The sequence below is a fragment of the Mixta hanseatica genome (genome assembly GCF_023517775.1).
Classification (GTDB): domain Bacteria; phylum Pseudomonadota; class Gammaproteobacteria; order Enterobacterales; family Enterobacteriaceae; genus Mixta; species Mixta hanseatica.
On the sequence record NZ_CP082904.1, the window covers coordinates 739,348 to 756,964 of the forward strand.

Sequence of the window (17,617 nt, forward strand, 5' to 3'; positions counted from 1 at the left end):
ATTCCAGCTGGCTCCTGGCGGGCCGATAACAAAGATAATCCTCTTTCTGCGCGGCTTGCGCCTTGACTCTGACGAGCACAGCTATGTTTGTTTCTTTTTTAATACGTCTGCTGATAACAACGGCGGTGACAGGCGGCTATGCGCTGGCTGCCGATCTGCCGGATATTAACGGGGCGATCCTGACGCCGCCAGCCGAACAGTTTTCGACGATGCCCACCGCCGCTAACGCGCAGGCACAGCCAACAGCGCCTGGAATACCACCATCAGAACCGACCGTCACAGAAATAAAACCCTCATCCGCTGGGGCGCAGCCGTCGGAACCGGCAGCGCCGCCCGCGTCCGCAGAGGGCGAAGAGGTAAAGCAGGATGCGGTTATCAGCGCGGCTCTGCAGGCGATCCGTCAGCATCAGCTTACGCCGCTCTCGACGGAATGCCTGAGCATGAGTTTTGTCGATAACAGCGACGACCCGGAAAACTATCTGGTAGACGTGCGTGAAAATCGTAACCATCCGGCCTGCGGCGGCGATCCGGAAACCTCGCCGCACCTCTTTTTTATTAAAGCCAACCGCGCGGACGGAGCGTTACAAACCGATGCCGGCGTCGAGCCTGATGATTTTTATCCGCTGGAAAACAGTGAACAACCAGCGGCGGCGGCGCTGACGGCAGACGATTTTTCCGTACAGGTCAATGGCGTTCCCCTGACGCTGGGGCAGGTGTGGAATGAAGACATTATGATGAGCCTGCCGCCGGAGCGCCTGCAGCCGCAGGAAGATAAGCCGGAGGCCGCCTACCGTTATTCTCAGCACCATTACGATGCGCTAACGCTGGTGGCCAGCAATGAAAACTGGCAGCAAAAACAGCACAGCCCTGACGATAACTATCTGAGTGAGATCACCCTGCTAAACCCTTCGCTGGCGACGCATCGCGGCGCGCACGTCGGCATGACGATAGATGAGGTTGAGCGTAAGTACGGCCCCGGCGAAGCGGATGAGCGCAACGGGGAAAGCTGGCTTAGCTGGCAGCAGGGCGATAACCTGCTCTCAGTACGCATCAGCAACGGCCTGGTCACGCTGATTCAGCTCAGTAATTTGCAGGCTGACCGGGATGCCCTGGAGTAAATTACCGCTTTGCGCGCCGCTGCGGAAAACGCGCGATTTCGGCCTGCTTTTTTTATGTACTTAAGGTAAGCTATGCGGCCTCATTGCCTGACTTTTCAACATTGTTACACGGGGCTGGATCCAATGTAGACCATCATGTCTTTTTGCAGCATTTACCCGGCTTACGTCACGTAGGTTTCAGGTGCGCTGCAAGGTTCCTGGTTCCGGGCCTGGCAATGTCGCAGGCTCTCATGAATTAACGGCTGTGACGCCTGCCATAACGCCGCGTCACGGCATCAACAGAAGAACTCCGATGTCTAATACCCCATTTTTGCAAGAAGTGTCGCGTCGTCGTACCTTCGCTATCATCTCTCACCCTGATGCCGGTAAAACCACCATTACCGAAAAAGTTCTGCTGTTCGGACAGGCGATCCAGACGGCCGGTACGGTAAAAGGCCGCGGCTCGAACCAGCACGCTAAATCGGACTGGATGGAAATGGAGAAACAGCGCGGGATCTCTATCACCACCTCGGTGATGCAGTTCCCTTACCGCGATAGCCTGGTCAACCTGCTGGATACCCCAGGGCACGAAGACTTCTCTGAAGATACCTATCGTACCCTGACTGCCGTTGACTGCTGTCTGATGGTGATCGACGCCGCGAAAGGCGTTGAGGATCGTACCCGTAAACTGATGGAAGTGACCCGTCTGCGCGATACGCCGATCCTAACCTTTATGAACAAGCTGGACCGCGATATCCGCGATCCGATGGAGCTGCTGGATGAGGTCGAGAACGAGCTGAAGATCGCCTGCGCGCCAATCACCTGGCCGATCGGCTGCGGTAAGCTGTTCAAAGGCGTTTATCATCTCTATAACGATGAGACCTATCTGTATCAGACCGGTAAAGGCCATACTATTCAGGACGTGCGCGTGGTGAAAGGCCTGAATAATCCCGAGCTGGACAGCGCGGTGGGCGAGGATCTTGCGGCGCAGCTGCGTGACGAGCTGGAGCTGGTGCAGGGCGCTTCGCACGAATTTGAGCAGGAGGCTTTCCTGCAGGGCGAACTGACGCCGGTCTTCTTCGGCACCGCGCTGGGCAACTTCGGCGTTGATCATATGCTGGATGGCCTGGTTTCCTGGGCGCCGGCGCCGATGCCGCGTCAGAGCGATACGCGTAGCGTTGAAGCCAGCGAAGAGAAATTCTCCGGCTTCGTGTTTAAAATTCAGGCCAACATGGACCCGAAACACCGCGACCGCGTCGCCTTTATGCGTGTGGTCTCCGGTAAGTATGAAAAGGGTATGAAGCTGCGTCAGGTGCGTACCGGCAAAGATGTGGTGATTTCTGATGCGCTGACCTTTATGGCGGGCGACCGGGCGCACGTTGAAGAAGCCTTCCCTGGCGACATCATCGGCCTGCATAACCACGGCACCATTCAGATTGGCGATACCTTCACCCAGGGCGAAAATATGAAGTTCACCGGTATTCCGAACTTCGCGCCGGAGCTGTTCCGTCGTATTCGTCTGCGCGATCCGCTAAAGCAGAAACAGCTGTTGAAAGGGCTGGTGCAGCTATCGGAAGAGGGTGCGGTTCAGGTGTTCCGTCCGATCTCCAATAACGATCTGATCGTTGGCGCCGTAGGGGTGCTGCAGTTTGACGTGGTCGTGGCGCGCCTGAAAAGCGAGTACAACGTGGAAGCGATTTACGAATCGGTTAACGTCTCTACCGCGCGCTGGGTTGAATACGACGATGTGAAGAAATTCGACGAGTTCCAGCGTAAGAATGAAATTAACCTGGCGCTGGACGGCGGCGACAATCTGACTTACATCGCGCCAACCATGGTTAACCTTAATCTAACGCAAGAGCGTTATCCAGAAGTGGTGTTCCGCAAAACGCGCGAACATTAATCCGCTTCGTTCAGGCATCGCGACGGCCTTACGCGCCATCGCGATGCCTTATTAGTACCAGAGCAAATTGTCCTTTCCTCGCTACAGACTCCTCTTAAAAAAACCTTAAAAACGTCTTCTTACCTGTTTTTTAACCAGAAAAGCGGGACGAATGGCGATCCTTGTCTATGCTTAGTTTGTCGGATGCAGAAAGTGGCGGCGAAAGTCTCCCGGCATCCATTTAAGCGGCACCGTGGTTTGTTGCCGCTACGCTTACGGTTGTAAGTGGAATAACGGATAAGAAGGAAAATATCGATGAACAAGACTAAGATTACTAAGACTCTGATGGCTGTGATGGTGGGTTCTGCGCTGCTAAGCGGTTCTGCCCTGGCAGATGAATCCATGTCGCAGAAAACGCAGAATACTGCGGATAGTGCAGGGTCCAAAATCGATAGTTCTATGAAAAAAGTCGATGGTTTTATGGATGACAGCGCCATCACCGCCAAAGCGAAAGCTGCCCTGGTGGATGACGAAACGATTAAAAGTACGGATATCTCAGTAGAAACGCAGAAGGGTGTGGTTACCCTGAGCGGCTTCGTTTCTTCGCAGGATCAGGCTGAAAAAGCCGTGGCGCTGGTGAAGAAAGTTGAGGGCGTAAAATCCGTCAGCGACAAACTACACGTTAAAGACAGCGAAAAACAGTCAGTTAGCGGTTATGCGGGCGATGCCGCTACAACCAGCGAAATCAAAGCTAAGCTATTAGCGGATGACATTGTACCGTCCCGTAATGTCAAAGTTGAAACCACTAATGGCGTGGTCCAGCTTTCCGGTACGGTAGAAAAAGAAGCACAGTCAGAACGTGCGGAAAGTATCGCCAAAGCTATTGAAGGCGTGAAAAGCGTTAAGAATGACCTGACGGTTAAACCTTAATGTTTTAGTGGCACGGTCAGCCTGGCTGCCGTGCCGCACAGTAAACCCGTTAAAAAAATAAAGTTCATGGGTGACTTTCCATGAATTCGCTGAGCTAAGCAGTTCGATTTTCACTATGGTAAAGGAGAGGCTTATGTTTCGTTGGGGTATTATCTTTCTGGTAATCGCATTGATCGCGGCGGCATTAGGCTTCGGCGGTCTGGCTGGTACAGCCGCATGGGCAGCTAAGATTGTCTTCGTGGTAGGTATTATTCTGTTCCTCGTCAGCCTGTTTACCGGTCGTCGTCGACCCTAGGTAACCAGCTAAACAGACAGATTCAGTGAATTTAGCGGAGGCCAGTCATGAACAGCGACATCGTTGCAGGCAAATGGAAACAATGGAAAGGCCAGATGGCGCTAATGTGGGCGGAGTGGTTTGATAACGACGACGCCTGGATGTCAGGAAACAATGACTGGCTCTCCGGTATTTTGCAGGAAGATTATGGCCGTGAGCAGCATGATGCCACCGGCGAAAAACGCTTACCCTAATCTGTTATAAGCTGGCCCGCTTTACTCTGTAGCGCTGCGCCAGCTTATCGTCTCCCTCACTTTTTCATTCTCTCTTTTCTGCACGACCAGACTTACATTTCCTGATGCTGCTCCCTCACCACTCAATACCGCTGTGTTAGCCAATCATTTTACAATGCAAGAAAGCATCAGGCCGCCTTTGGTGCAGCAATGCATAAAATAACGCAGAATAAAGCGATGTTTTATTAAGGAGCGCGGGCGTGAGATTTATCGATACCCACTGTCATTTTGATTTTCCTCCGTTTAGCGGCAACGAGAGGGAGAGCGTAGCGCGCGCCGTGCAGGCAGGCGTGGAAAAAATTATCGTGCCGTCGGTAGATGCCATGCGCTTTGCTGCCGTGCTACAGCTGGCCCAACAACATATGCCGCTGTATGCCGCGCTGGGGTTGCATCCCATTGTTATTTATCAGCACAACGATGCGGCACTGGAACTGCTGGAGCAGCATCTGATGCAGCGGCCCGCGAAGCTGGTGGCGATCGGCGAGATCGGGCTGGATCTCTATATGGAGGATCCTCAGTTTGATCGGCAGCAATATTTTCTGGATGCGCAGCTGCGGCTGGCGCGGCAATACGATCTGCCGGTGATCCTGCATTCACGCCGCACTCATGACAAGCTGGCGCAGCATCTGCGACGTATTGAGGTGCCGCGTCGCGGCGTGGTGCATGGTTTTGCCGGCAGCCTGCAGCAGGCGCAGGCGTTTATTGCTGCCGGTTATGCTATCGGCGTCGGCGGCACTATTACTTATCCTCGCGCCAGCAAAACGCGTAATACCATCGCCCAGCTTCCTCTTGACGCGCTGCTGCTGGAAACCGATGCGCCTGATATGCCACTGAACGGCTTTCAGGGCCAGCCCAATCGGCCGGAGCAGGTAGTTAAGGTATGGCAAACGCTGTGCGAGCTGCGTTCGGAAACGCCGGAAGCGATCGCCGCAGCGCTGGCCGCCAACAGTGAACGGCTGTTTCGGCTGGGTTAAACGCACTGGCGCAGGCGGGATCTTAAGAACAGGTAAAGGGCAAATGTGATAATTCTCACATTTGCCCTTCTGCGTTATGATAGTGGCTATAAAGCGGATCCGGCTGCGGCTGTGGCGCTTTTAATGCGATGAACGTCACATCAAATGTAAACTTGATGATAGCGTTTCTTAATTAAATGTGAGCTTACGCACAACAAAGAGTTTGCCCGTGGTGTTAAGATCGTAACATCAAAGCGAATCAGCATCGCTGGCAAGGTGAGATGGATCTCAACCCTCTTCAAGGAACCAAGACCTCGTGTTGAGTCTTCCACTGGCGGAAGCTCACTGAATCTTTCTGGAGAGCATTATGACTGATGTAACCGCTGCCGCGCTGCGTGCGCTAAAACTGATGGATTTAACCACGCTTAATGATAATGACACCGATGCGAAAGTGATCGCGCTGTGTCAGCAGGCGAAATCCCCGGCAGGCAACACCGCCGCTATCTGCATCTATCCCCGTTTTATTCCCATCGCCCGTAAAACGCTGCGCGAACAGGGCACGCCCGATATTCGTATCGCGACCGTGACCAATTTCCCGCACGGTAACGATGATATTGATATTGCGCTGGCGGAAACCCGTGCGGCCATTGCCTACGGCGCAGATGAAGTGGATGTGGTGTTTCCATACCGTACCCTGATGGCTGGCGATACCGAAACCGGTTTTAAGCTGGTTAAAGCGTGTAAAGAAGCCTGCGCGGCGGCCAATGTGCTGCTGAAGGTGATCATTGAAACCGGCGAACTGAAAGAAGAAGCGTTGATTCGTCAGGCTTCTGAAATCGCAATCGACGCCGGCGCGGACTTTATCAAAACCTCAACCGGTAAAGTGCCGGTCAACGCCACGCCAGAGGTAGCGAAAATCATGATGGAAGTGATTCGTGATAAAGGCGTGAAAGATCGCGTTGGCTTTAAGCCTGCCGGCGGCGTGCGTACCGCGGAAGACGCGGCGCTCTATCTGCAGCTGGCCGATAGTATTCTGGGCAGCGACTGGGCGGATGCGCGTCATTTCCGCTTCGGCGCCTCCAGCCTGCTGGCAAGCCTGCTGAATGCGGCCGGTTATGACAGCGCGCGCAGCACCAGCAGCTACTAATTTTCCTTTCATCCTGGCGGACGCCCGGCGTCCGCTAAAAATAACACTTCCGCACCGTTGGATCGGGACACCAGGCCTGATTTATTGATCCGTTAAACAGGGGGTTGCCTTGTTTCTACCACAAGAAATTATTCGAAAAAAACGTGATGGCCACGCGCTGAGTGAAGAAGAGATCCGCTTCTTTATTAACGGCGTGCGTGATAACAGCGTATCTGAAGGACAAATCGCCGCGCTGGCGATGACGATTTTTTTCCATGATATGACGCTGCCGGAACGGGTGGCGCTGACCATGGCGATGCGTGATTCCGGCGCGGTGCTGTCGTGGAAGTCATTAGATTTAAACGGTCCGGTGGTGGATAAGCACTCTACCGGCGGCGTGGGCGATGTTACCTCACTGATGCTGGGGCCGATGGTCGCGGCCTGCGGCGGCTATGTGCCGATGATCTCCGGGCGCGGCTTGGGTCATACCGGCGGCACGCTGGATAAGCTGGAGGCGATCCCGGGCTTTGATATTTTCCCCAGCGACAGTCGCTTCAGGGAGATCATTAAGCAGACCGGCGTCGCGATTATCGGCCAAACTAATTCGCTGGCACCGGCGGATAAGCGTTTCTATGCCACGCGCGACATTACCGCCACGGTCGATTCAATTCCGCTGATCACTGCCTCGATTCTGGCGAAAAAGTTGGCCGAAGGGCTGGATGCGCTGGTAATGGACGTAAAGGTAGGATCCGGCGCCTTTATGCCAACCTTTGAATTGTCAGAGCAGCTGGCGCAGGCGATCGTGGGCGTAGCCAACGGCGCCGGCTGTAAAACCACCGCGCTGCTGACTGATATGAATCAGGTGCTGGCTTCCAGCGCTGGCAACGCGCTGGAAGTGCGCGAAGCGGTGCAGTTCCTCACCGGCAGCTACCGTAATCCGCGACTGTTGGAAGTGACGATGGCGCTATGCAGCGAAATGCTAATTTCCGGCGGCCTGGCGCAGAACGATGCCTCAGCCCGCCAGCAGCTGCAAAAAGTGCTGGATAACGGCAGCGCCGCCGAGGTGTTCGCACGCATGGTCGCGGCGCAAAAAGGCCCGGCTGACTTTATTGAAAAAATGGACAGCTACCTGCCGGCCCCGATGCTCAGCAAAGCGGTTTACGCCGATGCGCCCGGCATCGTCAACGAAATGGATACGCGCGCTCTGGGTATGGCGGTGGTGGCATTGGGCGGCGGTCGTCGTCGCGCCAGCGACAGCATCGATTACAGCGTGGGTCTTAATGAAATGGTACAGCTGGGCGACTATGTGGATGCGCAACGTCCGCTGGCGGTGATCCATGCCGCCAGCGAAGCCAGCTGGCAGGAAGCGGCGCAGGCGGTAAAAGCGGCAATTAAGCTTAGCGATAACCAACCGGCCGCCACGCCGGTTATCTATCGCAGAATCAGCCAGTAGCCCTGAACAGCGAGCGCAACCTGAGCGCCTGCGGCTTGAAGTATGACCGGGATAGACGTCATACTGTTCTGATCGCTTTTTTATTTTTCTCATCGCGCGTAAGCGCAGGAGAGTGACATGAAACGTGCATTTATCATGGTGCTGGACTCCTTCGGGATCGGTGCCAGTAAAGACGCTGAAAAATATGGTGATAAAGGCTCAGACACGCTGGGTCATATCGCGCAGGCCTGCTTTAACGGCGAGGCGGATAAAGGACGCAAGGGGCCGCTGCATCTGCCAAACCTGACGGCATTAGGGCTGGGGAAAGCGGCAGAAGCCTCTACCGGCACCTTCCCGCCGGGCCTGGATCCGCAGGCGGAGATCATTGGCGCTTACGCTTACGCCCAGGAGCTCTCTTCCGGTAAAGATACGCCGTCAGGTCACTGGGAAATCGCCGGCGTGCCGGTACTGTTTGACTGGGGTTATTTCAGCGACACCGAAAACAGCTTCCCGCAGGCGTTACTGGACAAACTGGTGGAGCGCGCCGGGCTGCCGGGCTATCTCGGCAACTGCCACTCTTCCGGCACGGTGATCCTCGATAAGCTGGGCGAAGAGCATATGAAAACCGGCAAGCCGATTTTCTATACCTCCGCCGACTCGGTTTTCCAGATCGCCTGTCATGAAGAGACCTTCGGCCTGCAGCGCCTGTACGATCTGTGTGAAATCGCCCGTGAAGAGCTGGATAAGGGCGAGTACAATATTGGCCGCGTGATTGCGCGTCCGTTCGTCGGCGATAAGGCCGGCAACTTCGAGCGTACCGGCAACCGTCACGATCTGGCCGTTGAACCGCCGTCGCCAACCATCCTGAAAAAGCTGGTGGACGAGAAACAGGGCGAGGTAATTTCGGTGGGTAAAATCGCCGATATTTACGCGCACGTCGGTATTACCAAAAAGGTAAAAGCGACCGGCCTCGACGCGCTGTTCGATGCCACTGTGAAAGAGATGGCGCAGGCGCCGGATAACGCCATCGTCTTCACTAACTTTGTCGACTTTGACTCCGCCTGGGGCCATCGTCGCGACGTGGCTGGCTATGCTGGCGGCCTGGAGCTGTTTGACCGCCGCCTGCCGGAGCTGATGGCGTTGGTGAAAGAGGGCGATATCCTGATCCTCACCGCCGATCACGGCTGCGATCCAACCTGGCACGGCACCGATCATACCCGTGAACATATCCCGGTGATGATCTACGGTCCAGGCGTGAAACCGGGCTTTCTTGGTGGGCGCGATACCTTTGCCGATATCGGGCAGACGGTAGCGAAATACTTCGGCCTTTCCGATATGGAATATGGCAAAAGCATGCTGTAATACGCGGCTTTAATTTAACGCCAGCTTTTGCTGGCGTATTTCATTTTTTCAAGGAATAACGACTATGGCTACGCCTCATATTAATGCTGAGATGGGTGATTTCGCGGACGTGGTATTAATGCCGGGCGATCCGCTGCGCGCTAAACATATCGCAGAAACCTTCCTGGAAGACGCGGTGGAAGTGAATAACGTGCGCGGCATGCTGGGTTATACCGGCACCTATAAAGGTCGCCGCATTTCCGTGATGGGCCACGGCATGGGGATTCCATCCTGCTCCATCTACACAAAAGAGCTGATCACCGAATTCGGCGTGAAAAAAATCATCCGCGTGGGTTCCTGCGGCGCAGTACGTGCCGACGTAAAACTGCGTGACGTGGTGATCGGCATGGGCGCCTGCACCGATTCTAAAGTGAACCGTATGCGCTTCAAGGATCACGATTTTGCGGCGATTGCTGACTTTGACATGGTGCGTAATGCGGCAGACGCGGCGAAGGCGCTGGGCATCGACGCGCGTGTGGGCAATATTTTCTCTGCCGATCTGTTCTATACGCCGGACCCGCAAATGTTCGACGTGATGGAAAAATATGGCATTCTCGGCGTGGAAATGGAAGCGGCGGGCATCTATGGCGTGGCGGCAGAGTTCGGCGCAAAAGCGTTAACCATCTGTACCGTTTCTGACCATATCCGTACGCATGAGCAAACCACGGCGGCAGAACGTCAGACCACTTTCAGTGATATGGTGAAAATCGCGCTGGAATCGGTGCTGCTGGGCGACAAAGCCTAACGCCTTTACCGGACGAGGCCGCCTCGTCCGGTTATTCCCTTCAGCCCGCCTGCGCCGGTTATCTGACGGTGTCTTTCGCGCCTCGCCAACCGCTGGCTAACTGGCGCATCAGCTTTTTTTCGCTTCCGCTGCGGTCTCTTCCGGCTCGTCGTCATCCTCTTTAACCGGCGTGCTGGCGGTGAGCAAGAAAGGGGACTGTTGCCAGCGGGTGCGGCGATCGCGCAGCAGTGTACGGGTCAGGATAATCCCGATGGCCAGCGCCAGTAGCATCATCAGGCGCAGGATATTGGTGGTGTTATCCACCTGCTTCGCTTCGGTCACCAGCACATGGGTATCCAACGTGACGCGTAAAAAACCCTGCGGGCCGTCGCTGTTTTCCAGCGGCTGCACCAGCTGATGATTAAAATAGCTGCCCGCGCGCTTGCCATCCAGCGCCAGACGATCGCGTACGCTGATGCTTTCACCGCTGCGCGCCACCAGCGAACCTTCGCTGTCATACACTGAGGCGTCGAGGATGCGGCTGTTTACCGTCATCTGTTTGAGAATAGCAGCAATTTGCGTGCGGTTATCGTCCTGACTGTCCATCAGCGGGGTGAGGGTAAACGCCACCTGACGCGTCAGCGTGCGCGCCAGGTCTTCTACCTGTTCGGAGCGCGCCATCTGGTGGCCCAGACTGAACCAGGACGCGCCCTGCATCAGTACCACCAGCAGCGTCAGACAGATCAGCACGATCACCGTGCGGTGCAGACGAAATTTGAGCCTGGATTTAGCCATGGGCAACCTTAAAACGTAATCAACAAACGGTCGTCTGTTTTTGCGACTTTATGTTGCCAGAAGCGCGGCTGACAGGGTAGCCTCTTGCGAGGTTTTCTCTACAGGCTGTGGCCCGGCACGGATGTCAAACAGAACGTCCTTTGATGGCGGCAGCCGATCATCTTTCCGACAGGAGCTGTAATGCCTAATCGTTTGACCTGGTGCGACCTGCCTTCCGATGTTTCTCTCTGGCCGGGCTTGCCTCTTTCACTGAGCGGTGACGAAGTGATGCCGCTGGATTATCGCGCCGGGCGTACCGGCTGGCTGCTGTACGGGCATCAGCTGAATAAAGCTTCGCTGACGGCCTATCAGCATCAGCTGGGCGCAGCGATGGTAATTGTCAGCGCCTGGAGCGTGGATGATTATCAGGTGATCCGCCTGGCGGGCTCGCTGACGCCGCGCGCGACGCGTCTGGCGCACGAACTGGGTCTGGATGTGGCGCCGCTGGGTAAAATTCCCTATCTGAAAGCGCCGGGCCTGCTGGTGATGGATATGGATTCCACCGCGATCCAGATTGAATGCATTGACGAGATCGCGCGTCTGGCGGGATGCGGCGAGCAGGTGGCGGAAGTGACCGAACGCGCCATGCGCGGCGAGCTGGATTTTACCGCCAGCCTGCGCCAGCGCGTCGCGACGCTGAAAGGCGCCGATGCCAATATCCTGAAGCAGGTGCGCGATACGCTACCGTTGATGCCGGGCTTAAGCACCCTGGTGCAGAAGCTGCAGGCGTTGGGCTGGCAGGTCGCCATCGCCTCCGGCGGCTTTACTTACTTTGCTGAATATCTGCGCGACCGGCTGCATCTGGCCGCCATTGCCGCCAACGAGCTGGAAATCCGTGACGGTAAATTTACCGGCGAAGTCATCGGGCCGGTGGTGGATGCGCAATATAAAGCGGATACGCTGGCGAAACTGGCGCAGCGCTTCGATATACCGGCTGAGCAAACGGTAGCAATTGGCGATGGCGCCAACGATCTGCTGATGATTAAGGCTTCCGGGTTAGGTATCGCCTATCACGCTAAGCCGAAAGTGAATGAACAAACTGAAGTGACGATTCGGCATGCCGACCTGATGGGCGTATTTTGCATCCTCAGCGGCAGCCTGCATCACGAGACGCGATAATTGAGGAATTGAGTTGGCCAAAGCGGTAAAACGTGCCTTTGTCTGCAACGAATGTGGCGCAGACTATCCGCGTTGGCAGGGGCAATGTAGCGCCTGTCACGCCTGGAATACCATTACAGAAGTGCGGCTGGCGGCCTCGCCGACGGTGGCGCGCAATGAGCGCCTGGCTGGCTACGCCGGTACCGCCGGCGCCAGTCGCGTCCAGAAGCTGTCAGAAATCAGCCTGGAGGCGTTGCCGCGCTTCTCAACCGGCTTTAAAGAGTTTGACCGTGTGCTGGGCGGCGGTGTGGTTCCCGGCAGCGCCATTTTGATCGGTGGCAATCCCGGCGCCGGGAAAAGTACGCTGCTGCTACAAACGCTGTGCAAACTGGCAGCGGATATGAAAACGCTGTATGTCACCGGCGAAGAGTCATTGCAGCAGGTGGCGATGCGCGCGCATCGTCTGGGCTTGCCGACCGATAACCTGAACATGCTATCGGAAACCAGCATCGAGCAAATCTGTATGATCGCCGAACAGGAACAGCCGAAGCTGATGGTGATCGACTCCATCCAGGTGATGCATATGGCGGATATTCAGTCTTCGCCGGGGAGCGTGGCGCAGGTGCGTGAAACCGCCGCTTATCTAACGCGCTTTGCCAAAACGCGCGGCGTCGCGATTGTGATGGTCGGCCACGTGACCAAAGATGGCTCGCTGGCCGGGCCGAAAGTGCTGGAGCACTGCATCGACTGTTCGGTGTTGCTGGATGGCGATGCCGATTCCCGTTTCCGCACGCTGCGCAGCCATAAAAACCGCTTCGGCGCGGTGAACGAGCTGGGCGTATTCGCCATGACCGAGCAGGGGATGCGCGAAGTCAGCAATCCTTCGGCGATTTTCCTGTCGCGCGGCGATGAAATTACCGCCGGGAGTTCGGTGATGGTGGTGTGGGAAGGCACGCGGCCGCTACTGGTAGAGATCCAGGCGCTGGTGGACCATTCGATGATGTCTAATCCACGCCGCGTTGCGGTGGGGCTGGAACAGAACCGTCTGGCGATTTTGCTGGCGGTGCTGCATCGCCACGGCGGATTGCAGATGGCGGACCAGGATGTGTTTGTGAACGTCGTCGGCGGAGTAAAGGTCACCGAAACCAGCGCCGATCTGGCCTTAATGCTGGCGATGGTCTCCAGCCTGCGCGATCGCCCATTGCCTAACGATCTGGTGATTTTCGGCGAGGTCGGGCTGGCGGGCGAGATTCGCCCGGTGCCAAGCGGTCAGGAACGGATTTCCGAAGCGGCCAAGCATGGCTTCCGGCGCGCGATTGTTCCAGCGGCCAACGCGCCGAAAAAAACGCCGGAAAATATGAAGGTTTACCCGGTGAAAAAGCTGGCTGACGCGCTGGCGATTCTGGATGAGTTATAATTTTAGCGCAGGTTAACCTGTCGTTGGGGTGGGCCAGTGCCCACCCCTTTTTGCAGGAGGCATTATGTCATCATTTGAATATCTGAAAACCGCCATTCGCCAGCAGGGACATACGCTACAGCAGGTCGCGGACGCCAGCGGAATGACGAAAGGCTACCTGAGCCAGCTGCTCAATGCCAAAATTAAAAGCCCCAGCGCGCAAAAACTGGAGGCGCTGCATCGCTTCCTCGGGCTGGACTTTCCCCGCCGTGAGAAAACCGTCGGTGTGGTATTCGGCAAGTTCTATCCTCTGCATACCGGTCATATTTATCTGATTCAGCGCGCCTGTAGTCAGGTGGATGAGCTGCATATCATTATGGGCCACGATGAGCCGCGCGATCGTCAGCTGTTTGAAAACAGCGCCATGTCGCAGCAGCCCACCATCAGCGATCGCCTGCGCTGGCTATTACAGACCTTTAAGTATCAAAAAAATATCCGCATACACGCTTTTAACGAAGAAGGCATGGAACCTTATCCGCACGGCTGGGATGTCTGGAGCCAGGGCATTACCGCCTTCATGGCGGAAAAGGGGATCGAGCCGGGCTGCGTCTATACCAGCGAAGAGCTGGATGCGCCGCAGTATCGGGAACATCTGGGGATTGAGACGATTGTTATCGATCCGCAGCGCTCTTTTATGAATATCAGCGGAGCGCAAATCCGTCAGAATCCGTTTCGTTACTGGGAATATATTCCCACCGAAGTGAAGCCGTTCTTTGTGCGTACCGTAGCGATCCTCGGCGGCGAATCAAGCGGTAAATCGGTATTGGTGAATAAGCTGGCTAATATTTTTAATACCTCCAGCGCCTGGGAGTATGGGCGGGATTACGTTTTCTCTCATCTGGGCGGCGATGAGATGGCGTTGCAGTATTCCGATTATGACAAAATCGCCCTGGGACAGGCGCAATATATAGATTTTGCGGTGAAGTATGCCAATAAGGTCGCCTTTATTGATACGGATTTTGTCACTACCCAAGCCTTTTGTAAAAAGTATGAAGGGCGGGAGCATCCGTTCGTTCAGGCGTTAATTGATGAGTACCGTTTCGACTTAGTGATTCTACTGGAAAACAATGTCCCCTGGGTCGCCGATGGCCTGCGCAGCCTGGGTAGCTCTGTCGATCGACGCGAGTTTCAAGATTTGTTAATAAGCATGTTAAATGAAAACCAAATAAAATATGAGCATGTTACAGAAGATAGCTACGATCAACGGTTTTTACGCTGTGTTGAACTGGTAAGAAATATGCTGGAAAACGGAAAGTAAAAAGGCCCGTCGGCTGATGGATATATAATGCTATCAGCCTTTTTTATTCGGATTGTTCTCATTGCTATTACCCCTTAAGTGAATCAGCTTAATTATTTAACCGGCGGGTCGAGCTCGGGATATTAATTTAATGGTTGTTTTAAAAGATGCCGTGATTCGGTAACTTTAATATAATTCTTTTAGCCTATTTTTTTTCAACTCATTGTTTTGGAATGGTTATTTTTATACGAGATTGCACGGGTTTTAATTACGTCATTGACTAACCTAAAACCAGGAGGCGACATGGCGAGGTGAACTTGAGACATGGCTTATATATTGTCTGGGTTTCATTAACTAAGGTTGAGCGTATATATTAATTTTTCTTTTCCTTACATGAAGTGGCGGTAAATGTATTGTTAACTATATATCTATCTTATCTGACTTGTAACAGTGTATTTATTTTTCTTACTTTAATGGGAGTTGTTAATAACGTTCTGGTTTCACGGCTTTTATTCGGTCATTTTATGCGAAACGGCATCATGTACATTACTTTCAAGGCAGAATTGTCCCGCGATGTTTATATTGTGGCGCGGCGATAGCCGGGAAAAATCAAGGGAGTGTAAAATATGCATAAAGACATTAATCATCTGGTAAGAATGGATCTAAACCTGCTGCCCATCCTGGATACTTTGCTTAACGAAAAAAGCGTAAGCAAAACGGCGGATAAACTAAATGTTACGCCGCCCGCCATCAGTAAATCGTTAAATAAGATCAGAGATACCTTTCAGGACCAGCTGCTGGTGCGTTCCGGGATGAGCCTGGAACTCACGCCGCTGGCCGTGCGTCTTAAACCCCAACTCAGGGAGCTGCTGGATAATATCCAACACGTACTGCATCAAAATATTGAGCTGAACGGCAAAGAGCTGCCGCGTTCCTTTAACATCGTCACCAACGATATCCTGATGTCCAAGCTCAGCTATAAGCTGATGAAGAAAAGCATCCAGGAGAACAGCAACCATATCTTCAATTTTAACTATGATAATGCGGCCTCCTGCGTGTTACGTAGCGAAGATATCGATCTCTATATCGGTGAGGACAAAAGTCTCAGTCCGGAGGTGAAAATACGCACCATCGGCCACAGCGATTGCGTATTCATCGCTACTCGTGACCACCCGGTTTTCCTGATGGAGAAGTCGCTGAAAAGCCTCAAAGAGTTTATCCTTATCGTGCCTAAAAACAGGCTTAAGGAAGAGATGGAGAGTCTGTACCGCGAACGTGGCTATAAACGTAAAATTCATGGTATCAGCGCAGGTTATCTGCCCATAATTGAAAACATTATTCAGACCGGTAGTCTTGGCATTGTTCCGATGTATGTTGTTGATGTCTTACAGCGTATGAATATTGAAGTCGATTTCTTTAAGCCAGATTTCGTGCTGCCAAAAGTGCGCATTATTCAAGCCTGGCATCCGCGCTACCATAATTGCACTTCTCATAAATGGCTGCGCGATATTTCGAAAGATTTATTGGATTTCTAACGTAAACGGCCGCCTGCGGGTAATAAAAAATAGCACACAGCAATGGCCTATTTATTTTTATCGAAAATTATTTGTAGTCCACGGATAACCCGGGTAGATCGTTGTTTTTTAACTCATCGTCATTAAAAGATTAACCGTTAACGTTATTTAAAGAGTAAATATTGCGATATAAGTATGGCAAGTGGGAACAGGGAATAAATAAGGTAAGGAAAGCAATTAGTGGTGTCGTTTAAGAATAGCGGTGCTTCAAGGCCGGAAAACGCCCCGATTGCGGGGCGTTTTTATTACGCAGACAGTTATTAGTAAACAATCACCACTTTGCCTCGCATATGGCCTTCCAGCACGCGCGCATGCGCCTGGGTTAAGGTTTCTACGCTTAAGCCATGTAAGGTTTCGTTCAGCGTGGAGTTTACCTTGCCGTTATCCAGCAGCTCGGCCACCTGGTTAAGGATCTCTCCCTGGCGCGCCATATCCGGCGTTTGGTACATGCTGCGGGTAAACATAAACTCCCAGTGCAGCGCGGCGCTTTTCAGCTTTAACTGCTCCATATCCAGCGGATGCGCATTCTCTACGATAGTGCAGATTTGGCCCTGCGGCGCAATCAGCTTGCCAATGGTTTCCCAGTGGCCATCGGTATCGTTAAGGCAGAAAATGTAATCCACCTGGTTGATGCCGTGCTGTGCCAGCTCCTCCGGCATATTTTTATAGTTGATTACCACATCCGCTCCGCGATCCTGACACCATTGCACCGAGTCCGGGCGTGAGGCGGTCGCAATCACGCGCACTTTGCTGTGCAATTTGGTAAAAGGAATCGCCAGCGATCCCACGCCGCCGGCGCCGCCGATAATCAGCAGCGTTTGTTCTTCTGTCGCTTCCTGAATACGCAGACGCTCGAACAGACCTTCCCACGCGGTTAACGCTGTTAGCGGGATCGCTGCCGCCGCGCCCCAGTCAAGAGAGCGCGGTTTACGGCCGACAATGCGCGTATCTACCAGCTGGTAAGTGCTGTTGCTGCCCGGACGTGTAATATCGCCCGCGTAGTAAACTTCATCCCCTGGCGTAAACTGCGTGACCTTGCTGCCTGCCTCGATCACTACTGCGCTGGCATCCCAACCCAGAATGCGTGGCTGTTGCAGACCGCTTTGCTGTACGCCTTTATGGACTTTAGTATCGACCGGATTAATCGATACGGCTTTTACTTCGACCAGCAGATCGTATTCGCCCGGCGTCGGTTTTTCCGGCTGGATCTCAATAAACTGCTGCGGGTTTTCTGGGTTTACGGCAATAGCACGCATATTCATCTGTTTCCTCCTTAGTGAGTGGAGTAAGTGTAGTGGGCTGAGCG

16 protein-coding genes are annotated in these 17,617 nt (G+C 53.9%); 14 read left to right on the top strand and 2 right to left on the bottom strand.

What is annotated here, in order from left to right; translation table 11 throughout:
* Nucleotides 1-83: 83 nt before the first annotated feature.
* The 10 genes from K6958_RS03515 (at nt 84) to deoD (ending at nt 10,133) form a co-directional block, all read left to right on the top strand.
* Nucleotides 84-1,118 carry a hypothetical protein gene (locus K6958_RS03515; protein WP_249893365.1) on the top strand — a complete coding sequence of 345 codons (1,035 nt, stop codon included), beginning with the start codon at nt 84-86 and terminating at the stop codon, nt 1,116-1,118.
* A 292-nt stretch (nt 1,119-1,410) separates the two neighbouring features.
* Nucleotides 1,411-3,000 (top strand): peptide chain release factor 3, encoded by a 1,590-nt coding sequence (gene prfC, locus K6958_RS03520; RefSeq protein ID WP_249893366.1) that lies wholly within the window; start codon nt 1,411-1,413, stop codon nt 2,998-3,000.
* Between the two features lie 294 nt (nt 3,001-3,294).
* On the top strand, nt 3,295-3,909 hold the full coding sequence (gene osmY / locus K6958_RS03525; RefSeq protein WP_249893367.1) for a molecular chaperone OsmY: 615 nt from the start codon (nt 3,295-3,297) through the stop codon (nt 3,907-3,909).
* Nucleotides 3,910-4,042: 133 nt separating this feature from the next.
* Nucleotides 4,043-4,204 (top strand): DUF1328 domain-containing protein, encoded by a 162-nt coding sequence (locus K6958_RS03530; protein WP_003856556.1) that lies wholly within the window; start codon nt 4,043-4,045, stop codon nt 4,202-4,204.
* A 47-nt stretch (nt 4,205-4,251) separates the two neighbouring features.
* A complete protein-coding gene (locus K6958_RS03535) occupies nt 4,252-4,437 on the top strand; it encodes a CsbD family protein (RefSeq protein ID WP_249893368.1) in 186 nt (61 codons plus the stop codon).
* 239 nt (nt 4,438-4,676) lie between these two features.
* Nucleotides 4,677-5,450, top strand: coding sequence for a TatD family hydrolase (locus tag K6958_RS03540; RefSeq protein ID WP_249893369.1), 774 nt, complete (start codon nt 4,677-4,679; stop codon nt 5,448-5,450).
* A 346-nt stretch (nt 5,451-5,796) separates the two neighbouring features.
* Complete coding sequence (deoC, locus tag K6958_RS03545; RefSeq protein ID WP_249893370.1) at nt 5,797-6,576, top strand: deoxyribose-phosphate aldolase; 780 nt, start codon at nt 5,797-5,799, stop codon at nt 6,574-6,576.
* A 109-nt stretch (nt 6,577-6,685) separates the two neighbouring features.
* Complete coding sequence (gene deoA, locus K6958_RS03550; RefSeq protein WP_249893371.1) at nt 6,686-8,008, top strand: thymidine phosphorylase; 1,323 nt, start codon at nt 6,686-6,688, stop codon at nt 8,006-8,008.
* A 117-nt stretch (nt 8,009-8,125) separates the two neighbouring features.
* Nucleotides 8,126-9,349 carry a phosphopentomutase gene (gene deoB / locus K6958_RS03555; RefSeq protein ID WP_249893372.1) on the top strand — a complete coding sequence of 408 codons (1,224 nt, stop codon included), beginning with the start codon at nt 8,126-8,128 and terminating at the stop codon, nt 9,347-9,349.
* Between the two features lie 64 nt (nt 9,350-9,413).
* Nucleotides 9,414-10,133, top strand: coding sequence for a purine-nucleoside phosphorylase (gene deoD / locus K6958_RS03560; protein WP_249893373.1), 720 nt, complete (start codon nt 9,414-9,416; stop codon nt 10,131-10,133).
* Nucleotides 10,134-10,241: 108 nt separating this feature from the next.
* Here the strand turns inward: deoD and K6958_RS03565 are convergent, their stop codons facing one another.
* A complete protein-coding gene (locus K6958_RS03565) occupies nt 10,242-10,907 on the bottom strand; it encodes a YtjB family periplasmic protein (protein ID WP_249893374.1) in 666 nt (221 codons plus the stop codon).
* Between the two features lie 180 nt (nt 10,908-11,087).
* Between K6958_RS03565 and serB the strand changes: the two genes are divergently transcribed.
* From serB to K6958_RS03585, 4 genes are all read left to right on the top strand, one after another.
* The gene (gene serB, locus K6958_RS03570) at nt 11,088-12,065 is read left to right on the top strand and encodes a phosphoserine phosphatase (RefSeq protein WP_249893375.1); all 978 of its coding nucleotides are present in this window, start codon (nt 11,088-11,090) and stop codon (nt 12,063-12,065) included.
* Between the two features lie 13 nt (nt 12,066-12,078).
* Nucleotides 12,079-13,461 carry a DNA repair protein RadA gene (gene radA, locus K6958_RS03575; RefSeq protein WP_249893376.1) on the top strand — a complete coding sequence of 461 codons (1,383 nt, stop codon included), beginning with the start codon at nt 12,079-12,081 and terminating at the stop codon, nt 13,459-13,461.
* Nucleotides 13,462-13,525: 64 nt separating this feature from the next.
* Nucleotides 13,526-14,758 carry a multifunctional transcriptional regulator/nicotinamide-nucleotide adenylyltransferase/ribosylnicotinamide kinase NadR gene (gene nadR, locus K6958_RS03580; RefSeq protein ID WP_249893377.1) on the top strand — a complete coding sequence of 411 codons (1,233 nt, stop codon included), beginning with the start codon at nt 13,526-13,528 and terminating at the stop codon, nt 14,756-14,758.
* A gap of 605 nt (nt 14,759-15,363) precedes the next feature.
* A complete protein-coding gene (locus tag K6958_RS03585; RefSeq protein WP_249893378.1) occupies nt 15,364-16,272 on the top strand; it encodes a LysR family transcriptional regulator in 909 nt (302 codons plus the stop codon).
* A 299-nt stretch (nt 16,273-16,571) separates the two neighbouring features.
* On the opposite strand, the gene K6958_RS03590 is transcribed toward K6958_RS03585, so the two are convergent.
* Nucleotides 16,572-17,573, bottom strand: a complete 1,002-nt coding sequence (locus K6958_RS03590; RefSeq protein ID WP_249893379.1) for a zinc-binding alcohol dehydrogenase family protein — start codon at nt 17,571-17,573, stop codon at nt 16,572-16,574.
* Between the last annotated feature and the right edge of the window lie 44 nt (nt 17,574-17,617).